Source organism: Pseudomonas sp. SJZ080, assembly GCF_007828295.1.
GTDB lineage: Bacteria > Pseudomonadota > Gammaproteobacteria > Pseudomonadales > Pseudomonadaceae > Aquipseudomonas > Aquipseudomonas migulae_A.
Genome location: NZ_VIUK01000013.1, coordinates 1 through 14,262 on the forward strand (window position 1 = coordinate 1; position 14,262 = coordinate 14,262).

Consider the following 14,262-nt stretch of genomic DNA (forward strand, 5'->3'; position numbering starts at 1 on the left):
GCGTAACTCTTTGTTTATCAAGGAGTTTTCCGTTTCGACTGCGCCGGAAGTGGGGCGAATTATAGACTTCCAGAATCTGCCGTCAACCCTTAATTACGCTTTTCTTGCAGAAGATGACTTTTTAGCGGTTAACCGTGGAATGCGGCGGTTAACCGGGGGTAAGCGCAGCACTAATAGCAACACCCCTATAGAGGCATAAACCGCCCACTCCTTCAGATCGGCACGCACAATCCACAACATATGCAGCAGTCCGAGCCCGAGAACTACAAAGACCAGTCGATGCAACTTCTTCCAGCGAGATCCCAAACGCCGCTGACTGTAACGATTGGAGGTCAACGCCAACGCCAGCAAACAAAGGAAGCCAAGCATCCCGACAATAATGTACGGCCGTTTGCGCAACTCGACACCCAGCTGGGACCAATCGAAACCAAGAATAAACGCCGTGTAACCACTCAAATGCAGAACCACGTACGCGAAGCACCACAAACCCAGTTGCCGACGGACAGCAATCCACCCCGCCCAGCCGGTGAGCTTCTGCAAAGGCGTCATACTCAGTGTAACCAGCAGCAGTACAAGCGTCCCCAACCCCAACCGATCAACCAGCACCTTCCCCGGATCTGGCCCAAGCACATCCGCCCAAGCCTGATAGAGCCAAAGCAGCGGCCATACCGCCGCCGCGATAAAGACGGTCACTCGCCACAACGGATATCGCATCAGTAATTCTTCCGCAGATCGAGCCCTGCATATAAAGAAGCGACTTCATCCGAGTAGCCGTTGAACATTTGCGTGTCGCGCACATTTGGCTTGAACAGACCGCTAGGTAAACGCCGCTCCCGGGCCTGGGTCCAGCGTGGATGATCGACAGTCGGGTTCACGTTGGCATAAAAACCGTACTCGTCCGCAGCGATGCTTTGCCAGGTGGTTTTCGGCTGCTCGCTGACCAGGCTGATCCGCACGATGGATTTGATGCTCTTGAAGCCATACTTCCACGGCACCACCAAACGCAGAGGCGCGCCATTCTGGTTAGGCAATTCGCGCCCATACATGCCCACCGCAAGAATCGCCAACGGGTTCATCGCCTCATCCAGTCTTAGTCCCTCCACATAAGGCCAGTCGATCAAGGCAAAACCAGAGCGTTGACCCGGCATGCTCTTCGGATCCTGCAGGGTTTCGAAGCGAATGAACCTGGCCTTGGAAGTCGGCTCGACTTCCTTGAGCAAGGCCGAAATGGGAAAACCGATCCACGGGATGACCATCGACCAGGCCTCCACGCAGCGAAGACGATAAATGCGCTCCTCCAACTGGTATGGCTTCATGAAGTCTTCCAGCGCATATCGACCCGGCTTGCCCACCTCCCCATCCACCACCACGCTCCAGGGTTCAGTTTTCAGCGCGCCAGCGTTGGCCGCCGGATCACCTTTATCGGTGCCGAACTCATAGAAGTTGTTGTAGTGGGTCGCATCCTTGAATGGCGTGATCGCCTCATCCTTGACGTTGACCGCTCCCCACTTGGTAGAAGGCAGTTTCTCGGCGAACCAGGAAGGCGCCTTACCAGGCTCGACCTCCGGATAGCGCACGGCATCATCCGCGCGAGCCCAGCTCGGCAAGCTGCTCACCGCCAAACCGGCAACGGCAGCACCCAGCACATTTCGACGAGACAGATAGAGGGATTCGGGCGTGACATCCGACTCATGGCAGTCGGATGTCTTGGGGACTTTGATCAGCATGGCAACTCCGCAGCATTGGAGAACAGATGCACCAATAGACTGCAGAGTATGAGGGAAATTACGTGTTTTTGTGCCGACGAAGACGTAACAGATATTGAATCGGACCCGATGCTGCGTAGGCGAGGAAAACCAGCAGCAGGATGCGCGGCGGATCACTGAATACGACAGCGAACACCAGCACGACAGCAAGGATTGCCACAAAAGGTACGCGCCCTTTCAGGTCCAGCTCCTTGAAGCTGTTGTACTTGATGTTACTGACCATCAGCATGCCCGCGGCCGCGACCATCAGCGCTACCAGGAAAGACATCTTGGAACCCTGGATGCCGTAATCACTGAACGCCCAGACAATGCCTGCAACCACACCCGCTGCAGCCGGACTGGCCAAGCCGATGAAGTAACGCTTGTCAGCGGTGCCCACCTGGGTGTTGAAACGGGCCAGACGCAATGCAGCCCCAGCGACATAAATGAAGGCGACCATCCAGCCAACCTTGCCCATATCGCCCAAGGCCCAGCCAAATGCCAGCAGTGCCGGCGCGACACCGAAGGCGACCATATCGGACAGCGAGTCGTACTCGGCACCGAAGGCACTCTGGGTGTTGGTCATGCGGGCAACGCGACCGTCGAGGCCGTCGAGCACCATGGCGACAAAAATGGCAATCGCGGCAAACGCAAAATACTTGCTCGCACCAATCGCATCGCCAGCACTCAACGCGCTCTGTGCGCTCATCGAGTTGATGATGGAGTAGAACCCTGCGAACAGGTTCGCAGTGGTAAACAGATTCGGCAGAAGATAGATACCACGATGCCGGACTTTACGACCTTCAGCGTCATGCCCTTCTTCGATGTGCTCATCGATGGGCAGCAGGCTTTCGGCGTCAGAAGCCTGGTTTGGCTCTTCGGGACGTTCGCTCATGGACAATACCTTGCAACGGGGTGGAAAGTTTCGACAGGTGTCTGGGACGAGGGTTCGGCCGCAAACGATGCAGCTTTATACCAGAACCGGACTCCCAAACGAAAAAACGCGGCTCAGGCCGCGTTTTCCGTACAAGTGCGCGACTTAGTTTTTGGCTTTGTCGACGATCTTGTTGGCACCGATCCACGGCATCATGGAGCGCAGTTGCTCGCCGATGATTTCGATACCGTGAGCGGCGTTGTTACGACGCTTGGCGGTCATGGAAGGATAGCCGGTTGCGCCTTCGCTGATGAACATCTTGGCGTATTCGCCGTCCTGAATACGTTTCAGAGCGTTGCGCATAGCCTGACGGGATTCGGCGTTGATCACTTCCGGACCGGTCACGTACTCGCCGTATTCAGCGTTGTTGGAGATCGAGTAGTTCATGTTGGCGATGCCGCCTTCGTACATGAGGTCAACGATCAGCTTCAGTTCGTGCAGGCATTCAAAGTAGGCCATTTCCGGCGCGTAGCCAGCTTCAACCAGGGTTTCGAAACCGGCTTTCACCAGCTCAACGGTACCGCCGCACAGAACGGCTTGTTCGCCGAACAGGTCGGTTTCGGTCTCGTCCTTGAAAGTGGTTTCGATGATGCCGGTGCGACCGCCACCCACGCCAGCAGCGTAGGACAGCGCAACGTTTTTGGCGTTGCCGGAAGCGTCCTGGTAGATAGCGATCAGGTCAGGGATACCGCCGCCCTTGACGAACTCGGAACGTACGGTGTGGCCCGGTGCTTTCGGCGCGATCATGATCACGTCGAGGTCAGCGCGCGGAACAACCTGGTTGTAGTGGATCGCGAAGCCGTGGGAGAAGGCCAGGGTGGCGCCTTTCTTGATGTTCGGCTCGATTTCGTTCTTGTACAGGGCAGACTGGAACTCGTCCGGGGTCAGGATCATGACCAGGTCGGCAGCTGCTACAGCGGAAGCAACGTCGGTCACTTTCAGGCCGTGAGCTTCTGCCTTGGCAACAGTTGCCGAACCTTTACGCAGGCCGACAGTGACATCAACGCCGGAATCTTTCAGGTTGCACGCTTGAGCGTGGCCTTGGGAACCGTAACCGATGATGGCAACTTTCTTGCCCTGGATGATCGACAGGTCGCAGTCTTTATCGTAGAAAACTTTCATGAATTTCCCCTATATATCCAGGCCGTTCAGGCCATTCGCTAATTTGGTTTAGATGCTGAGTACTTTGTCGCCGCGAGCGATACCGGTTACGCCGCTACGGACGGTTTCCAGAATCGACGCGGTGCCGATGGACTGAATGAAGCTGTCGAGCTTGTCGCTGGTACCGGTCAATTGAACGGTATACACGCTAGCGCTGACATCGACGATCTGCCCACGGTAAATATCGGTGGTGCGCTTGATCTCGGCGCGCTGGGCGCCGGTGGCCTTGACCTTGACCAGCATCAGTTCGCGCTCGATGTGAGCACTTTCCGACAGGTCGACCAGTTTGACCACTTCAATCAGCTTGTTCAGGTTCTTGGTGATCTGCTCGATGATCTCATCGTGGCCCACCGTGGTCAGCGTCAGACGCGACAGGGTCGGGTCTTCGGTTGGCGCCACAGTCAGGCTTTCGATGTTGTAGTTGCGCTGCGAGAACAGGCCGACTACACGAGACAAAGCGCCGGGTTCGTTTTCCAGAAGCAAGGAAATAATATGCCGCATGATTAAGTACGCTCCGTCTTGCTCAGCCACATATCGCGCATGGAGCCGTCTTTGATCTGCATCGGGTAGACGTGCTCGCTGGTATCGACCGAAATATCGAGCACCACCAGGCGATCCTTCATGGCGAACGCTTCTTCCATCTTCGACTTCAAATCTTTCGATTCGGTGATGCGCACGCCGACGTGACCATAGGCCTCGGCCAGCTTGACGAAGTCAGGCAGCGATTCCATATAGGAGTGCGAGTGACGGCTGCCATAACTCATGTCTTGCCACTGGCGAACCATACCCAGAACACCGTTGTTCAGGATGACGATCTTGACCGGCAAACCATATTGCAGGCAGGTCGACAACTCCTGAATGTTCATCTGGATACTGCCCTCGCCTGTCACGCAGACGACGTCGGCATCCGGAAAGCTCAACTTGATGCCCATGGCCGCCGGAAAACCGAAGCCCATGGTGCCCAGGCCACCGGAGTTGATCCAGCGGTTCGGCTTGTTGAACTTGTAATACTGCGCCGCGAACATTTGGTGCTGCCCCACGTCGGAGGCCACAAAGGCATCGCCCTTGGTCACTTCGCACAGGGTTTCGATCACGGTCTGCGGCTTGATGACGCTACCGTCGCCCTTGTCGTAAGGGAACAGGCCGCGATCACCGCGCCATTCATCAACCTGCTTCCACCAGCTGGCAACGGACTCCTTGTTCGGGGTCTCGCCGATTTCCTTGAGGATCGCGACCATTTCGGTCAGGACGCTCTCGACCGGACCGACGATAGGTACGTCAGCCTTGATGGTCTTGGAGATCGAAGCCGGGTCGATGTCGATGTGAATGATCTTGGCATTCGGGCAGAACTTCGACGCGCCGTTGATCACGCGATCGTCGAAACGTGCGCCGACTGCGAGGATCACGTCAGCATGGTGCATCGCCAGGTTAGCGGTGTAGCTGCCGTGCATGCCGAGCATGCCGATGAACTGACGGTCGGTGCCAGGGTAGGCACCCAGCCCCATCAGGGTATTGGTCACTGGCAGGTTGAGCATCTTCGCCAATTCGGTCAGCGGCGCGGAGCCACCACCGAGAATCACGCCACCGCCTGCGTACATCACAGGACGCTTGGCCGCCAGGAGCATTTCGGCTGCCTTGCGGATTTGCCCGGAGTGGCCGCGAACGGCCGGGCTGTAGGAACGCAGCTTGGCTTTTTTCGGGAAGATGTATTCGTACTTCTCGGCCGGGTTGGTCATGTCTTTCGGGATATCGACAACGACCGGACCAGGACGACCGGATTGCGCCAGGTAAAACGCTTTCTTCATGACCTCCGGGATTTCCGAGGCGTGCTTGATCATGAAGCTGTGCTTCACGATCGGCCGGGAGATACCGATCATGTCGGTTTCCTGGAACGCATCGGTGCCTACCATGGTGCTAGGCACCTGGCCGGAAATGACCACCATCGGAATGGAGTCCATGTAGGCCGTGGCAATACCGGTGATAGCGTTGGTTGCGCCCGGGCCGGAAGTCACCAGTACCACGCCGGCTTTACCGGTGGCACGGGCATAGCCGTCAGCCATATGGGTCGCAGCCTGCTCGTGGCGAACCAGAATGTGGGTCACTTCCGGTTCTTTGAACAGGGCATCGTAGACATGAAGAAGAGCACCACCCGGGTACCCGTAAATATATTTGACGCCTTCGTCACGCAAAAAGCGGACGAGCATCTCACCGCCAGATAAAAGCTCCACGTTGTTCACCTCTAAAACGCCAGAATACCGTCCACATAAAAGGGGGACGGGTCTTAATAGGTTTACTTCTCGGCAGAGCATGAGCGACGGTGGTCGCCGACTACGTCAGCACTGACTGAGCAAGTATTGGGATCGTCCCAAGTGTTGCGGGCCTTTCCCACCCAGCGCGAGGTAACGCGTTGCGGGTGTAACAGGTCGGCGCGGATGTGCGCCTCATGATCTGCCGAGTGGGTCTGCTTCTGGCAGTCCCTCTACAGCGGACTTTGGATTCTTCTGTTTCGTCCCCTGCAAGTCAAGTCGTCAATGTGCTTTATTGAAGTAAGCACATGAGAAAGCAAGAAAAAACCGCGAAACAGCAACTGTGTTAGCTTCAATTGCGCAACCCAATACAAGGAAATGGCATGCGAACGTTTTTCCTGACCGCCAGCCTGCTGATCGGCATCAGCCCTGTGACCATGGCCGCCCAGATCTACAAATGGGTCGATGAGCAGGGCGTTACCCATTTCGATGCGCAACCGCCCCAGGGCCGGGAAGCCACCACCGTGGTCACGCCCTCCCCCTCTGCGGGCAAGCCGGCTACGCTGCCACGCAGTAACGCCATCGGCGATCAACAGGCCATCGACAAGACAGTGAAAAAACAGGTCGCCGAGCAGCAAGCCCAGCTGAAGGTGTTCTGCGAGCAGGCGCGGACGAACCTGGCTCAACTGCAGAACAATCCGCGATTGCGGGAGGATGTCGACGGTGAAATGCGTCGCCTGACTGACGAGCAACGCCAGGAACGCACCGCCGAAGCACAGCGACAGATCGCCGATAACTGCCAGTAACTCCTGCAGGAGCAGAGCCTGCTCGGCTCCTGCAGAATGGCGGGGTTAGCGGGAGGCGGTGATCAGCAGGTCGAACTCTTTGAGCAGAACCTGCAACTGCCGATCCCTGCCCTGAACATTGCGGGCGGCGAAGACCATTTCGGCCATCTCCTGAATGCCCGAGGCATTGGGCAGCGGCAAATCCTGCTCGAGGATTGTTTTCATGCGTGGCAGGAAGATCCATTGCAGCCACTGCTCGAAATCCAGCGTATCGACCGAAAAAGGCTCGACACTGGACAGCGCTTCAGCAGATGGCGAGACATCGTCCCACCATCCCTGAACACGCAGCTCGCGCTCGATCAACAGCAACTGCTCGGCAATCTTTGGAAAGCGTGCGTCCATCACGACGAAACCTTGGCCTTCTGACGAGCCAGGGACGCACCTGCGGAATCACCCTGCTTCTCACGAGCTTGCGCAATCAATTCCCACAGACTGGCCTGAAGCGCCGGACGACCATTGGCGAACGTCAGACCGCGACGAGAGAACTGTTCGGCTTGTGCAGCATCGCCTTGAGCCATGCGGACCTGAGCCAGACGATAAAGCACTTGCGGCTCACGCGGCGCGACACGTTGAGCGCGCTCGAGGCTGGAAGAGGCACCATTAAGGTCGCCACCGGCCTGTTGCTGCTGAGCGGTGGTCAGCAATGCCAACACCGGGCCATCCAACTGTTCGTCGGCAGACAGGCCGCCGGCGCTCGACGAAGGAATCCCGCTTGGAGTCGACGGCATGCTGTAGCTGCCCTGATTGATCGGGGCCGACTGAACCGACGAGGTGTCGATCGGGCCTGAGGTAATCGGGCCAGGTGTAATCGGCGAGGTGCTGATCGGTGCCGAGGCAACGGCGCCACCACCTGGCACCATCACTACGACGCCGGTGTCACCTTGCGGAATCGCTTGCGCCTGGGCTTGCACAGGACGCTTGGTCGTCGTCTGACGATAACCGCCATTCGCCGAAATCCGCTCACTGTTGGAAACGGCGCTGCCGGAATCCACAACAGGGATCGAACCGCGCTGTACGCTGGAACAACCGCTGAGCAAAGCCACGGCGGTTACCGCTGGAATCAACCACTTGTTCACTTGAAACCCTCTTTGCTTAATTCATCCAGCCCTTGACCCAATCCATCACCGTTTCACCGTTAACAGGGCTTTCGCCACCGCACGCGGCGCCGGGAGGCGGTTCGCTGCCGCGAATATACGGCATCTGCACGGCACCTGGGCAGTTGGCATCAGAGCCTTGTCCGGTATGCGAGTCGACCCAGGCCTGCACCACATTATCCGGCTGCGGCATGTCCAGCGGCAACGGATCGGCCTTGCGCATGAAACTGGTCCAGACCTGCAATGCGCCCGTGGCACCGGTAAACGGTGTCTTGCCGTTGTCGTCGCGACCCAGCCACACCACCGCCAGCAAGTCCTGACTGAAACCGGCGAACCAGCTGTCTCGCGAATCGTTACTGGTACCGGTCTTGCCCGCCAGCGTCAGGGTTTTCGGTAACACGTTGTAAACCGAACTGCCGGTGCCTTCACGCATGACCCGCTGCATGGCGCTCTGGATCAGGTAAATGGAAGCCGGATCGAAACGCTGCTGAATCTGGAACGGGTACCGTTTGAGCGGCTCGCCTTCGGCGGTCAGAACGCTGCGAATCCCGCGCATCGGCGTATTGAAGCCACCGTTGGCGAGGGTCTGGTACATGGTCGCCACTTCGATCGGGGTCATGCCGCCCGCGCCGAGCAACATCGACGGGAACGCCGGAAACTCGCGACTCACACCCAGGCGAGCCAGCGTCTTCAGGACATTCGGCACGCCCACCGCCAACCCGAGACGCGCAGTCGACAGGTTGTAGGAATGCGCCAGGCCTTGATACAGGAAAACCGTGCCATGGGAGCGGCGATCATAGTTCTGCGGTTTCCAGACCTGACCATCCGCCCCTTTCACCGAAAAGGACTCGTCCGACAGCCAACTGGTCAACGTGTACTGGCTCGGCTTCTCAAGGGCTGTCAGATAAACCGCTGGCTTGATCAACGAGCCGATCGGTCGGACAGCATCCAGCGCCCGGTTGAAACCGGCGAAGCTCGCCTGACGACTGCCGATCATGGCCTGGACTTCGCCGGTTTCCGGGTTGGTCACGACCATCGCCGCTTCAACATCATCGGAGCCTTTGCGTCCGGACAAACGCTTGAACGTATCGTTGACCGACGCTTCCGCCTTCATCTGCAGAATCGGGTCGAAACTGGTGAAGATCCGCAGGCCTTCTTCGGTCAAGTCTTCGTCGCGATAGTCTTCGCGCAGCTGACGTTTAACCAGATCGATAAAACCAGGGAACGAGCTGTCGGCCAACTTGCCGCGCGTCGTCACACCCAGCGGCATTTTCTTCGCGGCAGCAATCTGCTCGGCGCTGGCGACGCCTTGTTGCTCAAGTACATCGAGCACCAGGTTGCGTCGCTCGAGCGCCCGCTCCGGGTTGCGACGCGGGTTGTAATAGGACGGCCCCTTGACTATGCCCACCAGCATCGCGACTTGATGCAGTTTCAACTCGGACAACGGCTGCGCAAAGAAGAACTGGCTGGCCAGACCGAAACCGTGCACCGCACGCTGGCCGTCCTGACCAACGAACACTTCATTGAGGTAAGCCTCAAGAATTTCTCGTTTGTCGTAATGCAGCTCCAGCAACATCGCCATCATGGCTTCGGTGAGCTTACGGGCCAGGCTGCGTTCGCTGGTCAGGTAGAAATTCTTGACCAGCTGTTGTGTCAGCGTACTACCGCCCTGGGTCATCTTGCCGCCAGAGGTGTTGACCCAGATGGCGCGGGCGATCGACTTGGGCGACACACCCCAATGGCTATAGAAGTCCCGGTCTTCCACGGCAACCAGGGTTTCCAGCAGATACGGCGGGACCTGATCAATCTTGATCAGAATGCGGTCTTCGAGGTTCTTCGGGTAAATCCCACCGATCAGCAGCGGTTCCAGCCGTACTACAGAAAGCTTCGAACCGTTGGTCGACGAAAGCTCGGCGACATAATCACCAGAGAAGCGCACACGCACGGGCTGGGCGTTCTCCAGGCCCTCATAGAATTGAAAACCACGGGTATTCAAGTCGACGGTGTTGCCGTTGACCGACGCCGCGCCGGGACCGTTGCTCACGCTTTCGCGGCGATAGCCCAAGGCGTCGAGCTCGGTGAGGAAGTCTTCCTTGCTCAGCTTCTGCCCGGTGAACAGCTCGAGCGGGCGCGCATACACCTTCGCCGGGATGGTCCAGCGCTTGCCGGAGAACTTCTCCTGCACGATGGCATCGAGGTAAACCGCGAATCCGGCGAGCACCACGAGGCCGACCAGACTGAGTTTAATGGCCCAGCCCAGCCAGGGGCTCAGGCCTCTGGAAGGTGGTTTTTTGGGGGTGCGGGGGGATCGAGTACGAGTCATGGCGCCGGATTATACGCACTTTATTCATACTCAACAGGAGCCCGCCGAGGTTTGCGTCGGGCGGACTTGCGGCCATAATGGCGGCCGTGAATTTTCCCAGACTCTGAAGGAATGCCTGTGAGCCAGTCCCTGATCGCCGCCCTGCAAAACCCGGCCCTTTACCCACATCCGGTAGACGGGTTCCAGGTCATCGAAACCCACATCTCCTGGGTGATTCTCACAGGCCCGTTTGCCTATAAAGTGAAGAAACCGGTCAATTTCGGCTTCCTCGACTTCACCAGCCTCGATGCTCGCGAGCATTTCTGCGGTGAAGAGCTGCGCTTGAACCAGCGTCTGACCAATGATTTGTATCTCGAAGTGTTGCCGATCACTGGCAGCGCTGAAGCACCACAATTCGGTGGCGACGGCCCGGTCATCGATTACGCCCTGAAAATGCGTCAGTTCCCACAAAGCCAGTTGCTCAGCACGTTGCAGGCCAATGGCGAATTGACCACCGCGCACATCGACGAGATGGCCGCACAGATTGCTCAATTCCACCTCACCGCGCCCAAGGTACCTGCCGAACATGAAGCCGGCACCCCGGACAGCGTCATGGCACCGGTGCGGCAGAACTTCGAACAGATTCGCCCATTCCTGAGCGACAAGGCCGACCTGCTGCAACTCGACGCCCTGCAAGCCTGGGCCGAAAGCAGCTTCGAACGCCTCAAGCCGCTGTTCGCCCAACGCAAGGCTGAAGGTTTCATCCGCGAGTGCCACGGCGACATCCACCTGGGCAACGCTACCGTGATCGATGGCAAGGTCGTGATCTTCGACTGCATCGAATTCAACGAACCGTTCCGATTCACCGACGTCTACGCCGACACCGGTTTCCTGGCGATGGACCTTGAAGACCGCGGCCTGAAAAGCCTGGCCCGTCGCTTCATCAGCCAATACCTGGAGTTGACCGGCGATTACCAGGGCCTGGAACTGCTGAACTTCTATAAAGCCTACCGCGCACTGGTTCGCGCCAAGGTCAGCCTGTTCAGCATGCCGGCCGAAGCCGATCCGGTGCAGCGCGCCACCACCCTGCGCCAGTATCGCAACTACGCCAACCTGGCGGAAAGCTACAGCACCATTCCTTCGCGCTTCATGGCCATTACTCACGGCGTCTCCGCTGTCGGCAAAAGTCATGTGGCCATGCGTCTGGTGGAAGCGCTGGGCGCGATTCGCCTGCGCTCCGATGTAGAACGCAAACGCCTGTTCGGCGAGCAAACCGTCGCGAACGATCCGCAAGCCGGCATTTATAGCGCCGACGCCAGCGTCGCGACCTACACCCGCCTGCATGAAATCGCCGCCGTTATCCTGCGTGCCGGTTTCCCCGTGGTGGTCGATGCCACCTACCTCAAGCGCGATCAGCGTGATGGCGCAGCGAAAATCGCCGAAGCCACCGGCGCGCCGTTCCTGATCCTTGATTGCAACGCGCCACAAGCGGTGATCGAAAGCTGGCTGGCCCTGCGTCAGGCAGACAAAAAGGATCCGTCCGACGCCAACCTGGCCGTTATCGCTGCTCAGCAAGCCAGTCGTGAAGCCCTGACGCCTGAGGAGATTCTGTGCAGCAAGCGCGTTCAGACCAATGAAAGCGGAACCCTCGACACCGTCGTTGCGCAAATTCGCCAACGCTTGCCGGGGCTGTAAGGAAGTATTTCAGCCGTGGAGCCCTCGCCGGCTTCACGGCTGTCAAATAGTGGCACTATACTGGCGCCATAAAACCAACAGGTGATGTGACATGAGCCAGCCCAAACTTCTCGATACCCCGCTTTATGCCTTGCTGCACAAAGACGACATCACAGGTTTCAACAACGAACGTCCAAAAGACGGACCTATCGACATGGTCGGTGGTGATTTCCGAGGTCTGGACCTGCGTGAGCTGAACGCCGACGGCGTCGACTTTACCGATGCCTATTTCCGTTCCGCCGACTTGCGCGGCATCGACTTCACTCATTCCAATCTTGAAGGGGCCAGCCTGGCCCACGCACAGATTTCTGGCGCCTACTTCCCCCCGGAACTGAGTGCCGACGAAATCCTGATGTCGATGAATTTCGGCACACGCCTGCGTTATCGCACCCGTTAAAAACGACCGATAACTGACATGTCCAGCGCCCCCGCGTTGCGCTGGACCGTGGGCATTTTCAGCTTGGGAACCTGACGTCCTCCTGCCTGTTCCCATCGTTTTCGCGCACTTTTACGCCGCCTACCGGACTTGCCTCTTAGAAGCATTTGCTCCGAAACCGACCAAACAATCACGCTTTTCCTACTGATGGCTACACTCCTCAGAAGCTTGCCCACGCACCGTTCGGCCGTCGCAAGGAGGCTTGATGAATGATGAACTGCAGCACCTGAAGAATCTTGGCAAGACGTCAGCGCAATGGCTGCATGCCGTGGGCATCCACAGCGCCTCGGACTTGCGTCGCCTGGGGGCGGTGGATGCTTATCGGGCTGTGCGCACACGCGGGTTTCGGGCATCCAAGGTGTTGTTGTATGCGATCGAAGGCGCATTGATGGACGTGCACTGGAACGACATTCCCGCCGAGCGCAAGGAAGCCCTGAATAAACAGCTGGAAGCGATCTCGTCACGCCACAAGAATTGAACGGGTACGACCGCCATGGACTTGCTGAGCCAGCAAGTTATACAGAGCGCGCTCAGGAGCACACCTTGAAACCCAGTGTTCACGGGGCTTTCCGGCGATCTGTAGATGAATTTCAAACAAATGAAAAATCAGCGGTTGACTTGGTAATGAGAATCGCTATGATTATCACAACTGGTCGCGAGACTGGTCGATATTTGAAAAGCCCTTGGTTCGGACTCTCAGATATCTCCTCATCAGGCTAATCACGGTTATTTGACCCGGCTCTTGCCGGGTCTTTTTTTGCCTGTCTGTAGGAGCCGGCTTGCTGGCGAAAGCACTCGCGCAGCCAAAGCATTAATAAACTGACCCGCCGCCTTCACCAGCAAGCCGGCTCCTACAGGAGAGCGGCGTGATGCCGATTACATGCTCACTCATTGTCTTTGCTTAGGGTTTTGCGCATCTCTGCACAGTAATCCGGCGCCGGCGTGGCAGGTGTATACCAGACGTAATCGGCCATCGCCGCCGTGACCTCACTGCCCTGCTGCACCAGCATCAATACCGTTGGCGCTTCGGACGCCCCCAGATCAAGCGCGTGTATCGGCACACCCACATCCTTGCGCGCATGATAAGCGCCGGCAAACAGCAATGCAGGCGTGGGTGCCGCCAGCAGCCGCTCAACCATGCGTCGATCACGTTGTTGCTGCACCGCGAGCATCGCCGGCATTTGCGAGGCGGGCAGCAGGCCGCAGTGGGACTCGCTGATCTGGGTCAGCAACTCAGCCTTCACCGATGCGGTATTGGAGCGAGCACCGCTCAATATCGGCGGTTGGGCGTAGAAAGCACGCACCTCGACGGTGTTCAGATTGGCGGCCAGCAGTGGATACGGTTGGGTCAGGGCGAAACGGACGACCGGGCCGTAGAGATTCCAGTCCCAGCCAGGCTCCCAGGCCAAAGCATCGGGCAAATCGGTAGGCAGCGTCGAGGCATGACGAACGTCATCGACGCGCTGCTGTTGATCCGGCGTGATCATTTCCAGCAGCAGGCTGCCTTGCGGGCGCTGCTCTCCCAGCGCCTGCAATAACCAGCGTTGCAGCGCATGGTGATCACGATTGTCATGCTGCTCCCCCACGATCAATCGCGAAGGCTTGGCCAACCGCATTACCAGTTCCTGCGCCGTCAGCGTCTGGCCGGTGCGCAGGTCGCGGATCTCGCCTACGATCGGCGGCGGTACTGAAACATGCTGGCAGGCACTGAGCATCAGCACCGCCAGAATCATCATTAAACGCATGAAGTCCCCCTATCAAAAAC

The 14,262-nt window shown here is 58.0% G+C and carries 14 protein-coding genes; 4 read left to right on the forward strand and 10 right to left on the reverse strand.

Going from position 1 to position 14,262, the window contains the following annotated elements; translation table 11 throughout:
• Positions 1-93 precede the first annotated feature (93 nt).
• From msrQ to FBY04_RS17700, 6 genes are all read right to left on the reverse strand, one after another.
• Positions 94-714: a protein-methionine-sulfoxide reductase heme-binding subunit MsrQ gene (gene msrQ, locus FBY04_RS17675; protein ID WP_145315930.1), complete on the reverse strand. Its 621-nt coding sequence runs from the start codon at positions 712-714 to the stop codon at positions 94-96.
• Positions 714-1,727: a protein-methionine-sulfoxide reductase catalytic subunit MsrP gene (gene msrP / locus FBY04_RS17680; RefSeq protein WP_084323072.1), complete on the reverse strand. Its 1,014-nt coding sequence runs from the start codon at positions 1,725-1,727 to the stop codon at positions 714-716. Before msrP ends, msrQ begins: the two co-directional genes overlap by 1 nt.
• Positions 1,728-1,785: 58 nt before the next feature.
• On the reverse strand, positions 1,786-2,640 hold the full coding sequence (gene pssA, locus FBY04_RS17685; protein WP_084323071.1) for a CDP-diacylglycerol--serine O-phosphatidyltransferase: 855 nt from the start codon (positions 2,638-2,640) through the stop codon (positions 1,786-1,788).
• Between the two features lie 144 nt (positions 2,641-2,784).
• Positions 2,785-3,801 carry a ketol-acid reductoisomerase gene (gene ilvC / locus FBY04_RS17690; RefSeq protein WP_003185459.1) on the reverse strand — a complete coding sequence of 339 codons (1,017 nt, stop codon included), beginning with the start codon at positions 3,799-3,801 and terminating at the stop codon, positions 2,785-2,787.
• A 48-nt stretch (positions 3,802-3,849) separates the two neighbouring features.
• Complete coding sequence (ilvN, locus tag FBY04_RS17695) at positions 3,850-4,341, reverse strand: acetolactate synthase small subunit (protein ID WP_003205610.1); 492 nt, start codon at positions 4,339-4,341, stop codon at positions 3,850-3,852.
• Between the two features lie 2 nt (positions 4,342-4,343).
• Complete coding sequence (locus FBY04_RS17700) at positions 4,344-6,068, reverse strand: acetolactate synthase 3 large subunit (protein ID WP_084323076.1); 1,725 nt, start codon at positions 6,066-6,068, stop codon at positions 4,344-4,346.
• Between the two features lie 401 nt (positions 6,069-6,469).
• Between FBY04_RS17700 and FBY04_RS17705 the strand changes: the two genes are divergently transcribed.
• On the forward strand, positions 6,470-6,892 hold the full coding sequence (locus FBY04_RS17705) for a DUF4124 domain-containing protein (protein ID WP_145315932.1): 423 nt from the start codon (positions 6,470-6,472) through the stop codon (positions 6,890-6,892).
• A 45-nt stretch (positions 6,893-6,937) separates the two neighbouring features.
• Here FBY04_RS17705 and FBY04_RS17710 read toward each other — a convergent pair whose 3' ends face one another.
• Genes FBY04_RS17710 through mrcB form a run of 3 tightly spaced genes read right to left on the reverse strand, consistent with a single transcriptional unit; the run spans position 6,938 to position 10,348 of the window.
• Entirely contained in the window at positions 6,938-7,273 is a 336-nt protein-coding gene (locus tag FBY04_RS17710) for a YqcC family protein (protein WP_084323068.1), read from the reverse strand.
• A complete protein-coding gene (locus FBY04_RS17715; protein ID WP_145315934.1) occupies positions 7,273-8,007 on the reverse strand; it encodes a hypothetical protein in 735 nt (244 codons plus the stop codon). Before FBY04_RS17715 ends, FBY04_RS17710 begins: the two co-directional genes overlap by 1 nt.
• A gap of 16 nt (positions 8,008-8,023) precedes the next feature.
• Positions 8,024-10,348, reverse strand: coding sequence for a penicillin-binding protein 1B (mrcB, locus tag FBY04_RS17720; RefSeq protein WP_145315936.1), 2,325 nt, complete (start codon positions 10,346-10,348; stop codon positions 8,024-8,026).
• A 117-nt stretch (positions 10,349-10,465) separates the two neighbouring features.
• Here mrcB and FBY04_RS17725 point away from each other — a divergent pair, with 117 nt between their 5' ends.
• From FBY04_RS17725 to FBY04_RS17735, 3 genes are all read left to right on the forward strand, one after another.
• Positions 10,466-12,022 (forward strand): bifunctional aminoglycoside phosphotransferase/ATP-binding protein, encoded by a 1,557-nt coding sequence (locus tag FBY04_RS17725; RefSeq protein ID WP_084323065.1) that lies wholly within the window; start codon positions 10,466-10,468, stop codon positions 12,020-12,022.
• A gap of 91 nt (positions 12,023-12,113) precedes the next feature.
• Complete coding sequence (locus FBY04_RS17730; RefSeq protein WP_084323064.1) at positions 12,114-12,458, forward strand: pentapeptide repeat-containing protein; 345 nt, start codon at positions 12,114-12,116, stop codon at positions 12,456-12,458.
• A 244-nt stretch (positions 12,459-12,702) separates the two neighbouring features.
• On the forward strand, positions 12,703-12,975 hold the full coding sequence (locus tag FBY04_RS17735) for a TfoX/Sxy family protein (RefSeq protein ID WP_007971093.1): 273 nt from the start codon (positions 12,703-12,705) through the stop codon (positions 12,973-12,975).
• A 406-nt stretch (positions 12,976-13,381) separates the two neighbouring features.
• Here the strand turns inward: FBY04_RS17735 and FBY04_RS17740 are convergent, their stop codons facing one another.
• Positions 13,382-14,242 (reverse strand): ChaN family lipoprotein, encoded by an 861-nt coding sequence (locus FBY04_RS17740; protein WP_145315938.1) that lies wholly within the window; start codon positions 14,240-14,242, stop codon positions 13,382-13,384.
• Positions 14,243-14,262 lie beyond the last annotated feature (20 nt).